The sequence below is a fragment of the Pseudomonas lini genome (assembly GCF_964063345.1).
Lineage (GTDB): Bacteria > Pseudomonadota > Gammaproteobacteria > Pseudomonadales > Pseudomonadaceae > Aquipseudomonas > Aquipseudomonas lini_B.
On the sequence record NZ_OZ061318.1, the window covers coordinates 4,257,776 to 4,277,357 of the forward strand.

Below are 19,582 nucleotides of genomic sequence, written 5' to 3' on the forward strand. Positions count from 1 at the left end.
CCGATTGAGGTTGAGCATGCAGGCCGTAGAAGTGAAGAGCTTCCTTGAAGGAAAGCTGCCAGGAACTCAAATTGAAGTTGAGGGTGAAGGCTGCAACTTTCAGCTGAACGTGATTAGCGATGAACTGGCGGCGTTAAGCCCGGTCAAGCGTCAGCAGAGCATCTATGCCCATTTGAACCCATGGATCGCCGATGGCAGCATCCATGCGGTCACTATGAAATTTTTCAGCAGCGCGGCCTGGGCCGAGCGCACCTGAGCCCAAGGGCGTCGAGATTCTTATGGATAAATTGATTATTACCGGTGGCGCTCGTCTTGATGGCGAGATCCGCATCTCCGGGGCAAAAAACTCTGCCCTGCCGATCCTGGCTGCAACCCTGCTGTGCGATGGCCCGGTGACGGTTGCCAACCTGCCGCACCTGCATGACATCACCACCATGATCGAGTTGTTCGGTCGCATGGGCATCGAGCCGGTGATCGACGAGAAGCTCAGCGTCGAAATTGACCCGCGTACCATCAAGACCCTGATCGCGCCGTACGAACTGGTGAAAACCATGCGTGCCTCGATCCTGGTATTGGGCCCGATGGTTGCCCGTTTCGGTTATGCCGAAGTCGCACTGCCTGGCGGTTGCGCCATCGGTTCGCGTCCGGTCGACCTGCACATCCGTGGCCTCGAAGCCATGGGCGCGGTCATCGACGTTGAAGGTGGCTACATCAAGGCCAAGGCCCCTGAGGGTGGCCTGCGCGGTGCGCACTTCTTCTTCGACACCGTCAGCGTGACCGGTACCGAGAACATCATGATGGCAGCTGCTCTGGCCAAGGGCCGTAGCGTGCTGGCGAACGCCGCTCGCGAGCCTGAGGTCATCGACCTGGCGAACTTCCTGAACGCCATGGGCGCCAAGATCACTGGCGCCGGCACCGACACCATCACCATCGATGGCGTCGAGCGTCTGCACCCGACCACTTACAAGGTGATGCCTGACCGTATCGAGACCGGCACCTACCTGGTGGCGGCAGCGGTAACTGGCGGTCGTGTGAAGGTCAAGGATACTGATCCGACCATCCTCGAAGCCGTTCTGGAAAAGCTCCGCGAGTCCGGTGCTGAAATCACCTGCGGCGAAGACTGGATCGAGCTGAACATGCACGGCAAGCGGCCGAAAGCCGTCAACGTGCGGACCGCTCCATACCCGGCGTTCCCGACCGACATGCAGGCGCAGTTCATCTCCCTCAACGCCATTGCCGAAGGCACGGGTGCGGTGATCGAGACGATCTTCGAAAACCGCTTCATGCACGTTTACGAACTGCACCGCATGGGCGCTCATATCCAGGTCGAAGGCAACACCGCCATCGTCACCGGCATCGAAAAGCTCAAGGGCGCGCCAGTAATGGCCACCGACCTGCGTGCTTCGGCCAGCCTGGTGATCTCGGCGCTGATCGCCGAAGGCGATACCCTGATCGACCGCATCTACCACATCGACCGTGGTTACGAGTGCATCGAAGAGAAACTGCAGATGCTGGGCGCCAAGATCCGTCGCGTTCCGGGCTAGTAGTTGCCGTATGGGCGCAAGGACGCGCCTACTGAGTTTGTTATGAATCGAGGGTGGTGACACCCTCGATGTGTGTCCGGCGCCATTTGCGACCGGGCATGAGTACCTTGATAAGGACTGACGTTTCCCATGTTGACCATCGCACTGTCCAAGGGCCGCATCCTTGACGACACCCTGCCGCTTCTGGCTGAAGCGGGCATCGTGCCGACCGAGAATCCGGACAAGAGCCGCAAGCTGATCATCCCCACGACCCAGGCCGATGTGCGCTTGCTGATCGTGCGCGCCACCGATGTGCCGACTTATGTCGAGCATGGTGCCGCGGACCTGGGCGTCGCCGGTAAAGATGTGCTGATGGAATATGGCGGCCAGGGTCTGTACGAGCCTCTGGATCTGCGAATTGCCCTCTGCAAGCTGATGACCGCCGGCCGTGTTGGCGATGTCGAGCCCAAGGGCCGTCTGCGGGTGGCGACCAAATTCGTCAACGTCGCCAAGCGTTATTACGCCGAGCAGGGCCGTCAGGTCGACATCATCAAGCTCTACGGCTCGATGGAGCTGGCGCCGCTGATCGGTCTGGCGGACAAGATCATTGACGTGGTCGACACCGGTAACACTCTGCGTGCCAATGGCCTGGAACCCCAGGATTTCATTGCCGACATCAGCTCGCGGCTGATCGTCAACAAAGCTTCGATGAAAATGCAACACGCCCGTATCCAGGCGTTGATCGACACCCTGCGCAAGGCAGTGGAGTCTCGACACCGCGGCTGATTCACCTGCGCGACGTTAAGTCGCGCCCGTCTATCCGCCTCATAGCCAGAATTCTCAGGTGCCCAAGCGGATCGATGGTAGCTTCGGGCGCCTGAGTTTTTGCCAATCCTATGAGGCTCTCGCTATGACCGCACCGACTGCAATTCGCCGACTCAACGCTGCTGACCCGGATTTCGCACATCATCTGGATCATCTGCTGAGCTGGGAAAGTGTGTCTGACGACTCGGTCAATCAGCGGGTGCTGGACATCATCAGGGCTGTGCGCGAGCGTGGCGACGCGGCGCTGGTGGAGTTCACCCAGAAGTTCGACGGCCTGCAAGTCGCCTCCATGGCAGACCTGATCTTGCCGCGCGAACGCCTGGAACTTGCATTGACCCGGATTACCGTGCCTCAGCGCGAAGCCCTGGAAAAAGCCGCGACCCGGGTGCGCAGCTACCACGAAAAACAGAAACAGGATTCCTGGAGCTACACCGAAGACGACGGTACGGTGCTGGGCCAGAAGGTCACGCCGCTGGATCGCGCCGGTCTGTATGTGCCGGGCGGCAAGGCGTCGTACCCGTCCTCGGTGCTGATGAACGCAATTCCGGCCAAGGTTGCCGGCGTGACCGAAGTGGTCATGGTCGTGCCGACTCCGCGCGGCGAAATCAACGAGCTGGTGCTGGCCGCGGCCTGCATTGCCGGGGTTGACCGGGTGTTCACCATCGGCGGCGCCCAAGCCGTTGCGGCGCTGGCTTACGGCACCGAAAGCGTGCCGAAGGTCGATAAGGTTGTTGGCCCTGGCAACATCTATGTCGCCACTGCCAAGCGCCACGTGTTCGGCCAGGTCGGGATCGACATGATCGCCGGCCCGTCGGAGATCCTCGTGGTGTGTGACGGCCAGACCGATCCGGACTGGATTGCCATGGACCTGTTCTCCCAGGCCGAGCACGACGAAGACGCTCAGGCGATTCTGGTCAGCCCGGACGCCGAGTTCCTCGACAAGGTCGCAGCGAGCATCGCCAAACTGCTGCCGACCATGGAACGCGCCGAGATTATCGAAACCTCGATCAATGGTCGCGGTGCGCTGATCAAGGTTCGCGACATGGAACAAGCCATCGAAGTGGCCAACCGTATTGCGCCAGAACACCTGGAGTTGTCGGTTGCCGATCCGCAGGCCTGGTTGCCGCAGATTCGTCACGCTGGTGCGATCTTCATGGGGCGTCACACGTCCGAAGCCTTGGGCGACTACTGCGCCGGCCCAAACCATGTGCTGCCGACGTCCGGCACCGCGCGCTTCTCTTCGCCGCTGGGTGTTTACGATTTCCAGAAACGCTCGTCGATCATCTTCTGCTCCGAGCAGGGTGCCTCCGAACTGGGCAAAACCGCTTCCGTGCTGGCCCGTGGCGAGTCGCTGACCGCCCACGCGCGGAGCGCCGAATACCGCATCGTTGACGATAAGAAGGGCAACTAAGCATGAGTAAATTCTGGAGTCCCTTCGTCAAGAGCCTGGTGCCTTACGTGCCGGGCGAACAGCCGAAGCTGGCGAAACTGGTGAAGCTCAACACCAACGAAAACCCGTACGGTCCATCGCCCAAAGCGTTGGCCGCGATGCAGACCGAACTGAACGACAACCTGCGTCTGTACCCGGACCCGAACAGCGACCTGCTCAAGCAGGCTGTTGCCAAGTACTACGGCGTGCAGGGCAATCAGGTGTTCCTCGGCAACGGTTCCGATGAAGTCCTGGCGCACATTTTCCACGGTTTGCTGCAACACGATCAGCCGCTGCTATTCCCGGATATCAGCTACAGCTTCTACCCGGTTTACTGCGGGTTGTATGGCATTAAGTTCGACGCGGTGCCGCTGGATGAACAATTCCAGATCAACCCGGCGGACTACGCCAAGCCGAACGGAGGGATCATTTTCCCTAACCCGAACGCGCCAACCGGTTGCCTGTTGGCGCTGGACGCGGTTGAGCAAATCCTCAAGGCCAGCCCGGATTCGGTGGTCGTGGTGGATGAGGCTTACATTGATTTCGGCGGTGAAACGGCGATCACGCTGGTGGACCGTTATCCGAACCTGTTGGTGACTCAGACCCTGTCCAAGTCTCGTTCGCTGGCGGGCCTGCGGGTTGGCCTGGCGGTGGGGCATCCGGACCTGATCGAGGCGCTGGAGCGGATCAAGAACAGCTTCAACTCCTATCCGCTGGATCGTCTGGCGATTGTGGGAGCTGCGGCGGCGTTTGAGGATCGCGAGTACTTCGACAAGACGTGTCGGTTGGTCATCGAGAGTCGCGAGAAGGTGGTCGCGCAGCTGGAAGCGAAGGGGTTTGAGGTGTTGCCGTCGGCAGCAAACTTCATTTTCGCCCGTCACCCGAAGCACGATGCGGCAGGGCTGGCGGCGAAGTTGCGCGAACAGGGCGTGATTGTTCGGCACTTCAAGCAAGAGCGGATTGCCCAGTTCCTGCGGATTTCCATCGGCGCGCCGGAGCAGAATCAGGCGCTGATCGACGGCCTCGGCGACCTGTAAGGCATCCCCAATCCTGTGGGAGCGTGGCTTGCCCGCGATAAACGATAACGCGGTCTACCTATTGCACCGCGGTGTCCCCATCGCGGGCAAGCCACGCTCCCACAAGGTTTTGTGGGTTACTCGTGATGCGGTTCGCCAAGGAAGGTCAGTGACGTGAACAGCCCGCGTGTCGCCACATCCGGGCTATTCTTCACCGGTACTTCCACCTGCGCCGCAATCACATTCAACCCTTCATTACGCACCAATACTTGCGCCCGACCCTCTGCGTCGGTTTCGGTGCTCGTGGTACTCGGCGCGCTGCGATAGTCGCCTACCAACTTCACGCCCGCCGCCGGCTTGCCGTCCAATAGCACTCGAACCGGCAACGACTTGCCAGGCCCAACCGTCAGCGGATCGACTTCCGGCAAAATCACCAATTTCATCTGATCGAGCTTCGGCAACTTCACCCCCGGCTGGTAAATCGCCAGGCTGTATTTGAACGTCTCGGTCGACTCGATCGCTCCTGGCACCTTGCTGCGTCCTTCGTTGATCCACTTTTTGTCGGCGGTCAGCGACCACATGCCATTGTCCAGTGCGACTGCTAGCGCCGCGGGCGGTTTGAGTGGTTGCAGGCGAGCATGGTCGGCCAGGCGTTCCACGGTAACCGGGATCATTTTTCCTTCGGTGTCGTAGGCCCAGGCGCCGCTGATTTTCTGCGCCTTGAAAGCATTGTCCTCAGCGCCATCACCGTAGATGGCTTCGATATTGCCGCGACGTTGTTCGGTCCACAGCCCATGGGCTGAGGCGTGAGTGGTGAGCATCGCGCCGAGCAGACCCAGCAGAATCAGTGATTTAGCTTGTTGCATGGTGAGTTTTCCTTTTACAGATTGAGTGTCAGGCTGACAGTGAAATTGCGCGGCTCACCGGGATTGACCCAGTAATTGCTGTAAGAGCGCTCGAAGTATTTCTCGTCCAAAATCCAGTGCGCGCTCGACGCTGGTGCAGCCCAGGTCCTTGAGGTCACTGACGGGAATCACACTGATCGATTGCGGGATATTGCGAAGGGGCGTGTCGGTTTTGGTCGCGCTGGAGGAGCGGGTTGCGCGATAACCCTTGATCGGGCCGGTGGGGGATTCGTAGTCGGAGGTGACGCTGATGGCGTCCGGTTCAACGGTATGCGACTCTTCGGCGAAGACCGGACCCGCCAGCAAACCGAGGGCCAGGCCTGCGGGGGAGGCGATTGTTCGAGGCGACATGTCAGGTTGCTCCAACAGTGATGTTGGAACAATATAACATGCCCAATGAGAATGTCTGCTGTTAACAGTTGTGGAGTTACGGAGCTACCGAGGGCGTAAAAGATCGTCCGAACGTGGCCCGAATCTTCGGCAGCTCCTACTGCTTACTCTTCTTCCTTTTCCTTGATCGGCGCGGGTGGCGGACGCAGACCGATTTCTGCCGTGAGCTTGAGCTCTTTACCGTTGCGCATCACCTGAATGGTGACCTTGTCGGTCGGTTTGATCCGCGCCACCTGGTTCATCGAGCGGCGACCGTCGCCGGCGGGTTCACCGTCGATGCTGAGGATCACGTCGCCCAGTTGCAGGCCGGCCTTCTGCGCCGGGCCGTCACGGAAAATCCCCGCGACCACAATCCCCGGACGTCCGGACAGACCAAACGATTCCGCCAGTTCCTGGCTCAACGGTTGTACTTCGATGCCGAGCCAGCCGCGAATCACCTGGCCGTGTTCGATGATCGACTTCATCACCTCCATCGCCAATTTGACCGGGATCGCGAAGCCGATGCCCTGGGAACCGCCGGACTTGGAGAAGATCGCGGTGTTGATGCCGGTCAGGTTGCCGTTGGCGTCCACCAGCGCACCGCCGGAGTTGCCGGGGTTGATCGCGGCGTCGGTCTGGATGAAATCTTCGTAGTTGTTCAGTCCGAGCTGATTGCGCCCGGTGGCGCTGATGATGCCCATGGTCACGGTCTGGCCGACGCCGAACGGGTTGCCGATGGCCAGGGCCACATCGCCGATACGGATATTGTCGGAACGGCCGACGGTGATCGACGGCAGGTTTTTCAGGTCGATCTTCAACACCGCGAGGTCGGTTTCCGGGTCGCTGCCGATGACCCGGGCCAGGGTTTCACGACCATCCTTGAGCGCCACCACGATCTGGTCGGCACCGCTGGTCACGTGGTTGTTGGTCAGCAGGTAACCTTCCGGGCTCATGATCACGCCCGAACCGAGGCTCGACTCCATGCGCTTCTGCTTGGGCGAGTTGTCGCCGAAGAAACGGCGGAACTGCGGATCTTCGAACAGCGGATGGCTGGGCTTGTTGACCACTTTGGTGGTGTACAGGTTGACCACCGACGGCGCGGCCGTGGTCACCGCGTCGGCATAGGACACCGGGCCTTGCTGCAGACCGAGAGTTTGCGGGGCTTGCTGCAGATTCACGTCCAGGCTCGGTAGCCCGACCCATTGCGGGTAACGCTGCATAATCAATAGAGCGATAAGCACGCCGGCCAACAGCGGCCAGCCGGAAAAACGCAGCGCCTTGAGCATTAAGCACGTCCTACAGAGGTTGCAGGCGGTGTGAGACCGCCCATAATGTCGCGCATTATACGAGGCCGAGCGCGCCTCTGAACGGGATATTTAGGAGTCTTTTATGGCCGTCGCCCTGAGCACCCTGGTCGAAGAAGCCGACCGCTACCTGGCCAGTTCGAAGATCGCCGATTACTGCCCCAACGGTTTGCAGGTCGAAGGCCGGCCGCAAGTGATGCGCATCGTCAGCGGTGTTACTGCAAGCCAAGCGTTGCTGGACGCCGCGGTAGAGGCCCAGGCCGATCTGGTGCTGGTGCATCACGGCTATTTCTGGAAAGGCGAGAACCCGTGCATTACCGGCATGAAGCAGCGCCGGTTGAAAACCTTGCTCAAGCACGATATCAGCCTGCTGTCCTATCACTTGCCGCTGGATCTGCACCCGGAAGTCGGGAACAACGTGCAGCTTGCCCGGCAACTGGACATCACCGTCGAAGGCCCGCTGGATCCGGACAATCTGAAAGTCGTTGGCCTGGTCGGCTCGTTGAGCGAACCGATGACCCCTCGTGATTTCGCCCGTCGCGTGCAGGAAGTCATGGGGCGTGAGCCATTGCTGATCGAAGGCAGCGAGATGATTCGTCGGGTCGGCTGGTGCACCGGTGGCGGCCAGGGTTACATTGATCAGGCGGTGTTGGCTGGCGTTGATCTGTACCTCAGCGGCGAAGCCTCCGAGCAGACGTTCCACAGCGCCCGGGAAAATGACATCAGCTTCATCGCCGCCGGCCACCACGCCACCGAGCGTTATGGTGTGCAGGCCTTGGGCGATTACCTGGCGCGACGTTTCGCCCTCGAGCACATCTTCATCGATTGCCCGAACCCCATTTGATTTCAAAACTGAATGAGGTTGCCCCTGTAGGAGCGAGGCTTGCCCGCGAAGAACGATAACGCGGTATGCCTGATGCACCGAGTAATCGTTCTTCGCGGGCAAGCCTCGCTCCTACAAGGGAATAGCCCAAACGAGGGGGTATATTCATATACCCTTTCGATCTAGCCAGCGTCCTGATTAGAAGGGAGCGCTGTGCTAGGATTCCCCGCTCGAACACGGCCCGCAGGCCGTCCATAAGATCGTTTTCGTGAGTAGCCATGGTCGACAAACTGACGCATCTGAAACAGCTGGAGGCCGAAAGCATCCACATCATCCGCGAGGTCGCCGCCGAGTTCGATAACCCGGTGATGCTGTACTCCGTCGGTAAAGACTCCGCCGTGATGCTGCACCTCGCGCGCAAGGCATTCTTCCCGGGCAAACTTCCGTTTCCGGTGATGCACGTCGACACGCAGTGGAAGTTCAAGGAAATGTACGCGTTCCGCGACCGCATGGTCGAAGAACTCGGCCTGGACCTGCTGGTGCACGTGAATCCCGAGGGTGTTGCGCAGGGTATTAACCCGCTCACCCACGGCAGTGCCAAGCACACCGACATCATGAAGACCGAAGGCCTCAAACAGGCTCTCGACAAGTACGGCTTCGATGCGGCATTCGGTGGCGCTCGTCGCGACGAAGAGAAATCCCGGGCCAAAGAGCGCGTGTATTCCTTCCGTGACACCAAGCACCGTTGGGACCCGAAAAACCAGCGTCCCGAGTTGTGGAACGTCTACAACGGCAAGGTCAACAAGGGCGAATCGATCCGCGTATTCCCGTTGTCGAACTGGACCGAGCTGGATATCTGGCAGTACATCTACCTCGAAGGCATCCCGATCGTGCCGCTGTATTTCGCAGCCGAGCGCGATGTCATCGAGATGAATGGCACCTGGATCATGATCGACGACGAGCGCCTGCTCAATCACTTGAGCGACGAAGACAAGGCGCGCATCGTCAAGAAGAAGGTCCGTTTCCGTACGCTGGGCGACTACCCGTTGACCGGTGCGGTCGAGTCCGAGGCCACCAGCCTGACCGACATCATTCAGGAAATGCTCCTGACGCGAACTTCCGAACGCCAGGGCCGAGTCATCGATCACGATGGCGCAGGTTCGATGGAAGAAAAGAAACGTCAGGGTTATTTCTAAGGGGTTGTCATGTCGCACGCATCTGATTTGATCAGCGAGGACATCCTCGCCTATCTGGGCCAGCACGAACGCAAGGAAATGCTGCGCTTTCTTACCTGTGGCAACGTCGACGACGGCAAGAGTACCCTGATCGGGCGCCTGCTGCACGACTCCAAAATGATCTACGAAGATCATCTGGAAGCCATCACCCGCGACTCGAAAAAAGTCGGCACCACCGGCGAAGACATCGACCTGGCGTTGCTGGTCGACGGCTTGCAGGCCGAGCGTGAGCAGGGCATCACCATTGATGTCGCCTACCGCTATTTCTCCACCGCCAAGCGCAAATTCATCATCGCCGATACCCCCGGCCATGAGCAGTACACCCGCAACATGGCCACCGGTGCATCCACCTGTGACCTGGCGATCATCCTGGTCGACGCCCGTTACGGCGTGCAGACCCAGACCCGTCGCCACAGCTTTATCGCCTCGTTGCTGGGCATCAAGCACATCGTTGTCGCCATCAACAAGATGGACCTCAACGGCTTCGACGAAAGCGTGTTCGAGTCGATCAAGGCCGATTACCTGAAGTTCGCCGAAGGCATCGCGTTCAAGCCGACCACCATGGCGTTCGTACCGATGTCCGCTCTCAAGGGCGACAACGTGGTGAACAAGTCCGAGCGCTCGCCGTGGTACACCGGCCAGTCGCTGATGGAAATTCTTGAAACCGTCGAAATCGCCAATGACCGTAACTACACCGATTTGCGTTTCCCGGTGCAGTACGTCAACCGTCCGAACCTGAACTTCCGTGGTTTTGCCGGCACCTTGGCCAGCGGCATCGTGCACAAGGGCGACGAAGTCGTTGTGCTGCCATCGGGCAAGAGCAGCCGCGTGAAATCCATTGTCACCTTCGAAGGTGAGCTGGAGCATGCAGGTCCTGGTCAAGCCGTGACGCTGACCATGGAAGACGAAATCGATATCTCCCGTGGCGACTTGCTGGTGCATGCCGACAACCAGCCGCAAGTGACTGACGCCTTCGACGCCATGCTGGTGTGGATGGCCGAAGAGCCGATGCTGCCGGGCAAGAAATACGACATCAAGCGCGCCACGACTTACGTGCCGGGTTCGATCACCAGCATCGTCAATCGCGTGGACGTGAACACGTTGGCCGAAGGGCCGGCGAGCTCGCTGCAGTTGAACGAGATCGGTCGGGTCAAGATCAGCCTCGACGCGGCTATCGCGCTGGATGGTTACGACAGCAACCGCACCACCGGTTCGTTCATCGTCATCGATCGACTGACCAACGGCACGGTCGCGGCCGGCATGATCATCGCCCAGCCGTTGAGTCATGGCACCAGCACCCATCACGGCAAACTGGCTCACGTGGCTACCGAAGAGCGTGCCCAGCGTTTTGGTCAGCAACCGGCCACCGTGTTGTTCAGCGGCCTGTCGGGCGCTGGTAAAAGCACCCTGGCCTACGCGGTTGAACGCAAGCTGTTCGACCTGGGCCGTGCGGTGTTTGTACTCGATGGCCAGAACCTGCGTCACGACCTCAACAAAGGTCTGCCAAATGATCGCGCCGGGCGTACCGAAAACTGGCGTCGTGCGGCGCACGTTGCGCGTCAGTTCAACGAAGCGGGTCTGTTGACCTTGGCAGCCTTCGTTGCGCCGAGTGCTGAAGGTCGTGAGCAGGCCAGGGAACTGATCGGCAAGGAGCGTCTGCTGACGGTCTACGTCCAGGCCTCGCCGACGGTCTGTGCCGAGCGTGATCCGCAAGGTCTGTACGCTGCGGGTGGCGACAACATCCCGGGCGAATCCTTCCCGTACGACGTGCCGCTGAATGCCGATCTGGTGATCGACACCCAGTCGCTGTCGCTGGAAGAAAGCGTCAAGCAAGTGCTGGATCTGCTGCGTAAGCGTGGCGCGATCTAAGCGTTAGCCGCCAATAAAAAACCCGCAGATGAGTGATCGTCTGCGGGTTTTTTTGTGTTCTTGAGATCGCCATCGCGGGCAAGCCCGCTCCCACAGGGATTTCTAGTGAACACAAAATTTGCATTCCACAGAAACCACTGTGGGAGCGGGCTTGCCCGCGATAGCGTCTGTACAAACACCTCAAACCTTGGCGGTGTACTCGCGATGCATCTGCCCCAGCAGCGCATCCTTGTCATTCCACAGCTGATTGATCCAACCCTGAAACTCCAGGCGATACACGCCGTCCTGGTCGTAGTTCTTGCCGACGAATTGCGGTGGAATCTTCAGCTCCTGAAAGTGCACCACTACATCCTTCACATTCCCACAGAGCAAATCCCAGTAACCCGGACGCCCCGCCGGATAGTGGATGGTCACGTTGACGATGGCTTCCAGCTGGTCGCCCATGGCATCCAGCACGAAGGCAATACCGCCCGCTTTCGGCTTGAGCAGGTAGCGGAACGGTGAGCTCTGCTGTACGTGCTTGCCCTCGGTGAAGCGCGTGCCTTCGACGAAGTTGAAAATCCCCACCGGGTTATTGCGGAACTTGTCGCAGGTCTTCCGAGTGGTCTCCAGATCTTTGCCTTTCTTCTCTGGATGCTTTTCCAGATAGGCCTTGGAGTAACGCTTCATGAACGGAAAACCGAGTGCCCACCACGCCAGGCCAATCACCGGCACCCAGATCAGTTGCTGTTTGAGGAAGAACTTCAGCGGACGGATGCGACGGTTGAGCACGTACTGCAACACCATGATGTCGACCCAGCTCTGGTGGTTGCTGGTGATCAGGTATGAGTGTTGATAGTCCAGGCCTTCCAGCCCGCTGAGCTGCCAGCGCGTATGCCCGAGCAGGTCCATCCAGGCCTTGTTGTTGCTGATCCAGGTTTCGTGGATATGACCCATCAGCCAGTCGGTGAAACGCTGGGCGGCGGGGAAGGGCAGCAGCAGTTTGAAGATCGCCACTACGAACAGCGGCGTGCAGCAGACAATCGTGTTCAGCGCCAACAACAGCGAGGCGATCACGCCGCGCAGGGGGGCAGGTAGAAAATCCAGCATTTAAACATCCATAGGTCGGTTGGCAGCCTGGATCGCGGTCAACGCGATGGTGTAGACGATGTCGTCGACCTGCGCGCCGCGCGGCAGGTCATTCACCGGTTTGCGCAGGCCTTGCAGCATCGGCCCGAGGCTGACGCAGTCGGCGCTGCGCTGCACGGCTTTGTGGGTGGTGTTGCCGGTGTTCAAGTCGGGGAACACGAACACCGTAGCGCGGCCAGCCACCTGACTGTTCGGTGCCAGTTGCTTGGCCACGGTTTCGTTGGCAGCGGCGTCGTACTGCAACGGGCCGTCGATCAACAGCGAGTTTTGCTGTTCGTGGGCGAGTAACGTCGCTTCGCGGACCTTCTCGACTTCTTCACCGCTGGCCGACTCACCGCTGGAGTAACTGATCATCGCCACGCGCGGGGTTATCCCGAATGCCGCCGCCGAGTCGGCGCTTTGCAACGCAATCTCGGCCAGTTCGCTGGCACTCGGGTGCGGGTTCATCACGCAGTCGCCGTAGACCAGCACTTCTTCCGGAAACAGCATGAAGAACACCGAAGACACCAGCGTGCAGCCCGGCGCGGTCTTGATCAGCTGCAGGGCCGGGCGGATGGTGTTGGCGGTGGAGTGAATGACTCCGGACACCAGCCCGTCGACTTCATCCAGCGCCAGCATCACGGTACCGATCACCACGGTGTCTTCCAGTTGTTGCTCGGCCATGGGGGCGTTGAGGCTTTTGCTTTTACGCAGGGCGACCATCGGCTCGACGTAACGCTCGCGGATCAGGTCCGGGTCGAGGATTTCCAGCCCCGGCGGCAACTCGATGCCTTGGGCGCGGGCGACGGCTTCGACATCCGCCGGTTTTGCCAGCAATACGCAACGGGCAATGCCGCGCGCCTGACAGATCGCCGCGGCTTGCACCGTCAGCGGTTCGCTGCCTTCGGGCAACACGATGCGCTTGTTGGCGGCCTGGGCACGCTGGATCAGTTGGTAGCGGAACACCGCTGGCGACAGGCGCATTTCCCGTGGCGTGCCACAACGCTGGTGCAGCCAGTTGGCGTCGAGGTGACCGGCGACGAAATCGGTGATGATCTCCGCACGTTCGCGGTCGTCGATCGGAATTTCCTTGTTCAAACCGTTCAACTGGTTGGCGGTGTCGTAAGAACCAGTACTGACCGATAACACCGGCAAGCCGGCCTGCAAGGCGCCACGGCACAGATCCATGATGCGCGGATCGGGCAGGGTATCGCTGGTCAGCAACAGACCGGCCAGGGGCACGCCGTTCATCGCTGCGAGACTGACTGCGAGGATGATGTCGTCGCGATCGCCGGGAGTCACCACCAGCACGCCGGGCTTGAGCAGCTCCACGGTGTTGCGCATGGTGCGGGCGCAGATGATGATGTTGGTCATGCGCCGGGTTTCGTAATCACCGGCGTTGAGCACCTGAGCGCCCATCAGATCGGCCACGTCGCGGGTGCGCGGTGCGTTCAGTTCCGGTTGATACGGGATGCAGCCGAGCAGCCGGAAGTCGCCACTGCGCAGCAATGGCGAGTGCTCCTTCAGGCGCGAGGCGAAGGCCTCCATGCTTTCGTCGGTCTTGACCTTATTGAGGATCACGCCCAGGACTTTCGGGTCTTTCGGCCCGCCGAACAATTGCGCCTGCAACTCCACCCGGCCGGACAATTCGGTCAGCACTTCGTTTTCCGGTGCCGAGACCAGAATCACGTCGGCATCGAGACTCTTGGCCAAATGCAGGTTCACCCGCGCCGCGTAACTGGCGCTGCGGGTCGGGACCATGCCTTCGACGATCAGCACGTCTTTGCCGACAGCGGCTTGCTGATAAAGGGTGATGATTTCTTCGAGCAGTTCGTCCAGCTGGCCGTCGCCGAGCATCCGCTCGACGTGGGCCAGGCCCAGTGGCTGAGGCGGTTTCAAACCATGGGTGCGGGCCACCAGTTCGGTGGAGCGTTCTGGGCCCGTGTCGCCCGGGTGCGGCTGGGCAATCGGTTTGAAAAAGCCGACTTTGAGACCGGCCCGCTCAAGCGTACGCACCAGCCCGAGGCTGATGGAGGTCAGACCCACACCAAAATCGGTGGGTGCGATAAAAAAAGTTTGCATGCGGATTCTCTGGAAGTGCATGTGGGCAGCCGTGGCCGCCAGGTGATCATCTATATCTGACGATCTACCAAAATTCAGTCGTCAAGGTTATCGCTAACCGAGCCTTGTGCGCACCATCCGCAATCAAAGGGCTGGCCTATTTTTTCATTGCGCAGCGAAGGGTCCAGCACCCAGGCCCGGGATTGCCATGGGGGCTGGTGCCGCAGGTGTTGGGTATGGCCGCAGGAAAGCTCGGCTACCCAGTGCCCTTCCTCGTCCTGATGAAAGCCTGTGACGGTCGAGGCTTTCGTCGCACCCCGTCTGTCCGGGTTGTGTTCGCTTTCGGGCGATTGCTTCGCTAAACTTGGTCTTTCTATATTCTTATGCAAAAGGTCTCGCCCCATGCTGATCGCCGCCAATAAGGCTGTCTCCATCGACTATACCCTGACCAACGACGCTGGTGAGGTCATCGACAGTTCCGCCGGCGGCGCGCCGCTGGTCTACCTGCAAGGCGCAGGTAACATCATCCCGGGCCTGGAAAAGGCACTGGAAGGAAAAGCAGTCGGTGACGAACTGACTGTCGCCGTAGAACCTGAAGATGCCTACGGCGAATACGCTGCCGAACTGGTCAGCACTTTGAGCCGCAGCATGTTCGAAGGCGTTGACGAGCTGGAAGTGGGCATGCAGTTCCACGCTTCCGCTCCGGATGGTCAGATGCAGATCGTCACCATTCGCGATCTGGACGGCGACGATGTCACCGTCGACGGCAACCACCCGTTGGCCGGTCAGCGCCTGAATTTCCAGGTCAAGATCATCGACATCCGTGACGCCAGCCAGGAAGAAATCGCTCATGGTCACGTCCATGGCGAAGGTGGCCATCACCACTGATTTTCTGCGCTAAGCTCAGATAGCTGGAGAGGCGCCTGAGGGCGCCTTTTTAGTCCGCGGCTGTCCTTGATGGCACCGCCAAGTGGCTGTTTCGAGAAGAACACGGGAATTTGGAGTTCGTCATGAGTGCTTTTCACGACCTTAAACTGACAGCCCTGGATGGTCAGGAGCTACCTCTGGCGCCCTTCAAGGGGCGTGTCGTGCTGGTGGTCAACGTCGCCTCCAAATGTGGTTTGACCCCACAGTACGCGGCGCTGGAAAACCTCTACCAGCAATACAAGGACAAGGGTTTCAGTGTGCTGGGCTTGCCGTGCAACCAGTTTGCCGGGCAGGAACCGGGCACCGAGCAGGAGATCCAGGCGTTCTGCAGCCTCAACTATGGCGTGACTTTTCCGTTGTCCAGCAAGCTGGAAGTCAACGGTCATGAGCGTCATCAGTTGTACCGTCTGCTGGCGGGTGAAGGCGCGGAATTCCCGGGCGACATCACCTGGAACTTCGAGAAATTCCTGCTGGGCAAGGACGGTCGCGTACTGGCGCGGTTCTCGCCTCGAACGGCGCCGGATGATCCGTCTGTCGTTCATGCGATCGAAAAAGCGCTGAGCTGATATTCCTCTGTGTAGGAGCGAGGCTTGCCCGCGAAGGCGTCATGTCATTCAACATTGATATCGACTGACATGACGCTTTCGCGGGCAAGTCGGATCGCCGCACCGCTCGCTCCTACAATGTTTCCTATCTTTTAGACCTTAATCACCGCAATCAATAGTGCTGTTCAAGGCTTGGTGCTCTCCATATTATCGTCGTCATAAAGTCTATATCCCGTGGAGCGTCCCATGCCCGTCAAAGCCCTGTTCAAGCCTTTTCACCTAGGCGCCCTCGAGTTGCCGACCCGCGTTGTCATGGCGCCGATGACCCGCTCGTTTTCGCCGGGCGGCGTGCCTAATTCCAAAGTGATCGAGTACTACCGTCGTCGCGCCGCCGCCGGGGTTGGGCTGATCATCACCGAAGGCACCACTGTCGGTCACAAGGCCTCCAACGGCTATCCGAACGTGCCGCACTTCTATGGTGAAGCGGCATTGGCCGGCTGGAAGAAAGTCGTCGATGCGGTGCATGCCGAAGGCGGCAAAATTGTTCCGCAACTGTGGCATGTGGGCAGCGTGCGCCGTATCGGCACCGAGCCGGACGCCAGCGTGCCGGGTTACGGTCCGTCGGAGAAATTGAAGGACGGTCAGGTCGTGGTTCACGGCATGAGCAAGCAAGATATCCAGGACGTGATCGCCGCGTTTGCCCAAGCCGCCAAAGATGCCCAGAGCATCGGCATGGACGGCGTGGAAATTCACGGTGCCCACGGCTACCTCGTGGACCAGTTCTTCTGGGAAGGCAGCAACCAGCGCACTGACGAATACGGCGGCAGCCTGGCTAACCGTTCGCGTTTTGCCATTGAACTGATCCAGGCGGTGCGTGCAGCGGTCGGGGAAGGTTTCCCGATCATCTTCCGTTTCTCCCAATGGAAGCAGCAGGACTACACCGCGCGCTTGGTGCAAACCCCGGAAGCCTTGGGTGAGTTCCTCAAGCCGTTGTCTGACGCCGGCGTGGACATTTTCCACTGCTCGACGCGACGTTTCTGGGAGCCGGAGTTCGACGGTTCCGAGCTGAACCTGGCCGGCTGGACTCGCAAGCTCACCGGCAAGCCAACCATCACCGTCGGCAGCGTCGGCCTGGACGGCGAATTCCTGCAGTTCATGGTCAACACCGATAAAATCGCCCAACCGGCCAGCCTGGAAAAACTGCTGGAGCGTTTGAACAACGATGAGTTCGATCTGGTGGCAGTGGGGCGTGCATTGTTGGTGGACCCGGACTGGGCGCAGAAAGTGCGGGACGGTCGTGAGGAAGAGATCCTGCCGTTTAGCCGTGAGGCGTTGATGACGCTGGTTTAAGCGGCGACAGGACTGACGCCTTCACGAGCAAGCCCGCCCCACAGTGTTCTGCATCACACACAAATCCTGTGGGAGCGGGCTTGCCCGCGATGATGGCCTCAAAGTCAGCAAAGATTCAGGGTAATGTCTGAGCATTAGGAACCACCAACTCCCCCACACAAGCCCCGCGCAACTGCCCCTCGAACTGCTCGATAATCGCCGCCCACCCCTGACGACTCGCATGCTGGCGCGCATTGAGCCGCACGCAACGCAAGGTTTCGCGCTCCTCCAGCAGCCAACACGCCGCATCGCAGAACGCCTCTTCATCCCCAGGCATAGCCAGTACGCCGTTGTAGCCATGGCGAATATGCTGGGCTGCCGCAGCCTGATCGTACGCCACCACCCCCAGCCCCGAGGCCAATGCCTCAAGCACCACGTTGCCGAAGGTTTCGGTCAGGCTCGGAAACAGAAACACATCCCCCGACGCATAGTGACTGGCCAAGGCTTCGCCGCGTTGTGAGCCGCAGAAAATCGCCTCGGGTAATTCCTTCTCCAGCATCGATCGTTGCGGCCCGTCACCGACCACAATCAATTTCATTTTTCGCTGTGGATAAGTCATTTTCAGCGTGTCGAAGCACCGCTTGAGCAAGCCAAGATTCTTCTCCTGAGCCAAACGTCCTACGTGGATGAAGGCAATATCATCCTCGGCCAGTCCCCATTGCTCGCGCAGCGATTTCAGCCGTTTGGCCGGATGAAACAACTGGCTGTCGACGCCTCGAGAGAGCAACGCCAGGCGCTCGAAACTACGGCGTTCCAGTTCCAGTCGCTGGCTGGCGCTGGGCACCAGGGTCAGCGTCGAGCGATTGTGAAACCAGCGCAGGTAGTGAGTCAGCAAGCGCGTCAGCAGCCCGAGGCCGTATTGGCTGGAGTACTGCTGAAAATTGGTATGAAAGCCGCTGACCACCGAAATCCCCAAGCGCCGCGCCGCGCGCAATGCCGACAACCCCAGCGGTCCTTCGGTGGCGATGTACAACACGTCCGGGCGATGGCGTTTCCAGCGCCGCAGCAACTTGTGCATCGACGACTGACCCCATTGCAGGCCGGGATATCCCGGCAGCGGCCAGCCTCGACACAACAGCAACTCATCGTTGCTGCCCATAAGCGGGTCGCCACCCTGGCGTGGTCGCACCAACTCGACCTGATGCCCGCGCGCGCGCAAACCATCGAACAAGCGGCCAAGGGTATTGGCCACGCCGTTGATTTCCGGAGGGAAGGTTTCGGTGATCAGGGTGATATGCAGAGTTGTCGTCATGACCTCAGTGTCGGCTGAGGCCATGTCGTCATTGTGACGGTGGGATGATGGATTTGTGACGCGATTAACGGCGTTCCGGCACCAGATTTTCCGCGCCACGCTCACGCACCCAGAACAGCGTTGCGCCGGCCACGGCCGCCGGCATCATCAGAATGTTGACCACCGGAATCAGCAACACCAGATAAACCATCCCGCCAAAGCTCATGCTCTGCCAGCGTTTCTGCCGCAGCCAGGCGAGCATTTCGTTCCAGCCGAGTTTGTGGTTATCCGCCGGGTAGTCGATGTACTGGATCGCCATCATCCACACCCCGAACAACAGCCACAGCGGCGCGGCGATGATGTTGACCACCGGGATGAACGACAGGATGAACAGCCCGATGGCCCTGGGCAGGAAGTAGCCGAGTTTGCGCATTTCCCGGGACAGGGTGCGTGGGATCATGGCGATCAGTTCGCCCCAGCTGAATGCCGGGAAGTCGTCGGTGCCACGCACCACCACTTCGACTTTCTCTGCGAGGAAGCCGTTAAACGGCGCGGCAATGATGTTGGCGAGCATGGTGAAGGTGAAGAACACCATAAACACCACCAACACGACAAAAATCGGCCAGAGAATGTAGCTGAGGAAACTCAGCCAATCGGGCAGGGACGGCATCAGCGTATCGACCCACATACTGAACTGATGGCCGGCCAGATAGATCAATCCGACGAACAGCACCAGGTTGATCGCCAGCGGCAACAACACGAACAAGCGCAGGCTTGGGCTCAGGACCAGCTTGAGGCCCTCGCGCAGGTATTGCGGGCCAGACAGAACGGGGGCGGGCATAACGTGCTCCGAGCAAAGGGTAAACGCGCCGACCTTACCGGCTTTGCCTGACAGGCGAAAGCGCGGTAGCGGCATCGACATTAACTGTAACAAAGGCGTCTATATATTCGCGGCAACGACATAGAGACCGCCTATGAGCTGGATTGTTAAACCGTATTTCCTTAATCTTCGCCCCCTCGATAC

General features: G+C 59.7%; 18 protein-coding genes and 1 pseudogene. 11 read left to right on the forward strand and 8 right to left on the reverse strand.

Going from position 1 to position 19,582, the window contains the following annotated elements; genetic code table 11:
• Window positions 1–16 precede the first annotated feature (16 nt).
• The 5 genes from AB3226_RS19155 to hisC all read left to right on the forward strand — a co-directional run bounded on the left by AB3226_RS19155 (window position 17) and on the right by hisC (window position 4,814).
• The gene (locus AB3226_RS19155) at window positions 17–256 is read left to right on the forward strand and encodes a BolA family protein (protein WP_105340088.1); all 240 of its coding nucleotides are present in this window, start codon (window positions 17–19) and stop codon (window positions 254–256) included.
• A gap of 22 nt (window positions 257–278) precedes the next feature.
• Complete coding sequence (gene murA / locus AB3226_RS19160; RefSeq protein WP_367374188.1) at window positions 279–1,544, forward strand: UDP-N-acetylglucosamine 1-carboxyvinyltransferase; 1,266 nt, start codon at window positions 279–281, stop codon at window positions 1,542–1,544.
• A gap of 129 nt (window positions 1,545–1,673) precedes the next feature.
• Complete coding sequence (gene hisG, locus AB3226_RS19165) at window positions 1,674–2,309, forward strand: ATP phosphoribosyltransferase (protein WP_007901570.1); 636 nt, start codon at window positions 1,674–1,676, stop codon at window positions 2,307–2,309.
• Window positions 2,310–2,433: 124 nt separating this feature from the next.
• Complete coding sequence (gene hisD / locus AB3226_RS19170; RefSeq protein WP_367374189.1) at window positions 2,434–3,759, forward strand: histidinol dehydrogenase; 1,326 nt, start codon at window positions 2,434–2,436, stop codon at window positions 3,757–3,759.
• A gap of 2 nt (window positions 3,760–3,761) precedes the next feature.
• Window positions 3,762–4,814, forward strand: coding sequence for a histidinol-phosphate transaminase (gene hisC / locus AB3226_RS19175; protein WP_367374190.1), 1,053 nt, complete (start codon window positions 3,762–3,764; stop codon window positions 4,812–4,814).
• Window positions 4,815–4,930: 116 nt separating this feature from the next.
• On the opposite strand, the gene AB3226_RS19180 is transcribed toward hisC, so the two are convergent.
• The 3 genes and pseudogenes from AB3226_RS19180 to algW form a co-directional block, all read right to left on the reverse strand.
• Window positions 4,931–5,659, reverse strand: coding sequence for a DUF4198 domain-containing protein (locus AB3226_RS19180; RefSeq protein WP_367374191.1), 729 nt, complete (start codon window positions 5,657–5,659; stop codon window positions 4,931–4,933).
• A gap of 108 nt (window positions 5,660–5,767) precedes the next feature.
• A pseudogene (locus tag AB3226_RS19185) lies at window positions 5,768–6,049 on the reverse strand (TonB-dependent siderophore receptor); the annotation flags it as partial.
• 143 nt (window positions 6,050–6,192) lie between these two features.
• On the reverse strand, window positions 6,193–7,353 hold the full coding sequence (gene algW, locus AB3226_RS19190; protein ID WP_192346210.1) for a Do family serine endopeptidase AlgW: 1,161 nt from the start codon (window positions 7,351–7,353) through the stop codon (window positions 6,193–6,195).
• 103 nt (window positions 7,354–7,456) lie between these two features.
• Between algW and AB3226_RS19195 the strand changes: the two genes are divergently transcribed.
• From AB3226_RS19195 to cysN, 3 genes are all read left to right on the forward strand, one after another.
• A complete protein-coding gene (locus AB3226_RS19195) occupies window positions 7,457–8,215 on the forward strand; it encodes a Nif3-like dinuclear metal center hexameric protein (RefSeq protein WP_367374192.1) in 759 nt (252 codons plus the stop codon).
• Between the two features lie 257 nt (window positions 8,216–8,472).
• The gene (cysD, locus tag AB3226_RS19200; protein ID WP_008008639.1) at window positions 8,473–9,390 is read left to right on the forward strand and encodes a sulfate adenylyltransferase subunit CysD; all 918 of its coding nucleotides are present in this window, start codon (window positions 8,473–8,475) and stop codon (window positions 9,388–9,390) included.
• Between the two features lie 9 nt (window positions 9,391–9,399).
• Window positions 9,400–11,298 (forward strand): sulfate adenylyltransferase subunit CysN, encoded by a 1,899-nt coding sequence (gene cysN / locus AB3226_RS19205; RefSeq protein WP_258620097.1) that lies wholly within the window; start codon window positions 9,400–9,402, stop codon window positions 11,296–11,298.
• 180 nt (window positions 11,299–11,478) lie between these two features.
• Here the strand turns inward: cysN and AB3226_RS19210 are convergent, their stop codons facing one another.
• From AB3226_RS19210 to AB3226_RS19220, 3 genes are all read right to left on the reverse strand, one after another.
• Window positions 11,479–12,387 (reverse strand): acyltransferase, encoded by a 909-nt coding sequence (locus AB3226_RS19210; protein ID WP_038978984.1) that lies wholly within the window; start codon window positions 12,385–12,387, stop codon window positions 11,479–11,481.
• Window positions 12,388–14,487, reverse strand: coding sequence for a phosphate acetyltransferase (pta, locus tag AB3226_RS19215; RefSeq protein ID WP_367374193.1), 2,100 nt, complete (start codon window positions 14,485–14,487; stop codon window positions 12,388–12,390).
• A 74-nt stretch (window positions 14,488–14,561) separates the two neighbouring features.
• Complete coding sequence (locus tag AB3226_RS19220) at window positions 14,562–14,900, reverse strand: DUF3565 domain-containing protein (RefSeq protein WP_367374194.1); 339 nt, start codon at window positions 14,898–14,900, stop codon at window positions 14,562–14,564.
• Between AB3226_RS19220 and AB3226_RS19225 the strand changes: the two genes are divergently transcribed.
• The 3 genes from AB3226_RS19225 to AB3226_RS19235 all read left to right on the forward strand — a co-directional run bounded on the left by AB3226_RS19225 (window position 14,869) and on the right by AB3226_RS19235 (window position 17,288).
• Complete coding sequence (locus tag AB3226_RS19225; RefSeq protein WP_007901600.1) at window positions 14,869–15,354, forward strand: peptidylprolyl isomerase; 486 nt, start codon at window positions 14,869–14,871, stop codon at window positions 15,352–15,354. The genes AB3226_RS19220 and AB3226_RS19225 overlap by 32 nt on opposite strands.
• A 122-nt stretch (window positions 15,355–15,476) precedes the next feature.
• Complete coding sequence (locus AB3226_RS19230; protein ID WP_367374195.1) at window positions 15,477–15,959, forward strand: glutathione peroxidase; 483 nt, start codon at window positions 15,477–15,479, stop codon at window positions 15,957–15,959.
• 225 nt (window positions 15,960–16,184) lie between these two features.
• Entirely contained in the window at window positions 16,185–17,288 is a 1,104-nt protein-coding gene (locus tag AB3226_RS19235) for an NADH:flavin oxidoreductase (protein ID WP_367374196.1), read from the forward strand.
• A gap of 115 nt (window positions 17,289–17,403) precedes the next feature.
• Here the strand turns inward: AB3226_RS19235 and AB3226_RS19240 are convergent, their stop codons facing one another.
• Together AB3226_RS19240 and cysZ are read right to left on the reverse strand one after the other, a co-directional pair.
• On the reverse strand, window positions 17,404–18,603 hold the full coding sequence (locus tag AB3226_RS19240; protein WP_367374197.1) for a glycosyltransferase family 4 protein: 1,200 nt from the start codon (window positions 18,601–18,603) through the stop codon (window positions 17,404–17,406).
• Window positions 18,604–18,643: 40 nt separating this feature from the next.
• Window positions 18,644–19,399: a sulfate transporter CysZ gene (gene cysZ, locus AB3226_RS19245; protein ID WP_367374198.1), complete on the reverse strand. Its 756-nt coding sequence runs from the start codon at window positions 19,397–19,399 to the stop codon at window positions 18,644–18,646.
• Window positions 19,400–19,582 lie beyond the last annotated feature (183 nt).

Coding starts and splice junctions, on each gene's coding strand:
- cysN (WP_258620097.1), top strand. CDS start 9,400: ATGTCGCACGCATCTGATTTGATCAGCGAGGACATCCTCGCCTATCTG.
- AB3226_RS19155 (WP_105340088.1), top strand. CDS start 17: ATGCAGGCCGTAGAAGTGAAGAGCTTCCTTGAAGGAAAGCTGCCAGGA.
- hisG (WP_007901570.1), top strand. CDS start 1,674: ATGTTGACCATCGCACTGTCCAAGGGCCGCATCCTTGACGACACCCTG.
- algW (WP_192346210.1), bottom strand. CDS start 7,353: ATGCTCAAGGCGCTGCGTTTTTCCGGCTGGCCGCTGTTGGCCGGCGTG.
- AB3226_RS19230 (WP_367374195.1), top strand. CDS start 15,477: ATGAGTGCTTTTCACGACCTTAAACTGACAGCCCTGGATGGTCAGGAG.
- AB3226_RS19225 (WP_007901600.1), top strand. CDS start 14,869: ATGCTGATCGCCGCCAATAAGGCTGTCTCCATCGACTATACCCTGACC.
- hisC (WP_367374190.1), top strand. CDS start 3,762: ATGAGTAAATTCTGGAGTCCCTTCGTCAAGAGCCTGGTGCCTTACGTG.
- cysZ (WP_367374198.1), bottom strand. CDS start 19,399: ATGCCCGCCCCCGTTCTGTCTGGCCCGCAATACCTGCGCGAGGGCCTC.
- AB3226_RS19240 (WP_367374197.1), bottom strand. CDS start 18,603: ATGGCCTCAGCCGACACTGAGGTCATGACGACAACTCTGCATATCACC.
- AB3226_RS19195 (WP_367374192.1), top strand. CDS start 7,457: ATGGCCGTCGCCCTGAGCACCCTGGTCGAAGAAGCCGACCGCTACCTG.
- hisD (WP_367374189.1), top strand. CDS start 2,434: ATGACCGCACCGACTGCAATTCGCCGACTCAACGCTGCTGACCCGGAT.
- cysD (WP_008008639.1), top strand. CDS start 8,473: ATGGTCGACAAACTGACGCATCTGAAACAGCTGGAGGCCGAAAGCATC.
- AB3226_RS19235 (WP_367374196.1), top strand. CDS start 16,185: ATGCCCGTCAAAGCCCTGTTCAAGCCTTTTCACCTAGGCGCCCTCGAG.
- AB3226_RS19210 (WP_038978984.1), bottom strand. CDS start 12,387: ATGCTGGATTTTCTACCTGCCCCCCTGCGCGGCGTGATCGCCTCGCTG.
- pta (WP_367374193.1), bottom strand. CDS start 14,487: ATGCAAACTTTTTTTATCGCACCCACCGATTTTGGTGTGGGTCTGACC.
- AB3226_RS19220 (WP_367374194.1), bottom strand. CDS start 14,900: ATGGAGACAGCCTTATTGGCGGCGATCAGCATGGGGCGAGACCTTTTG.
- murA (WP_367374188.1), top strand. CDS start 279: ATGGATAAATTGATTATTACCGGTGGCGCTCGTCTTGATGGCGAGATC.
- AB3226_RS19180 (WP_367374191.1), bottom strand. CDS start 5,659: ATGCAACAAGCTAAATCACTGATTCTGCTGGGTCTGCTCGGCGCGATG.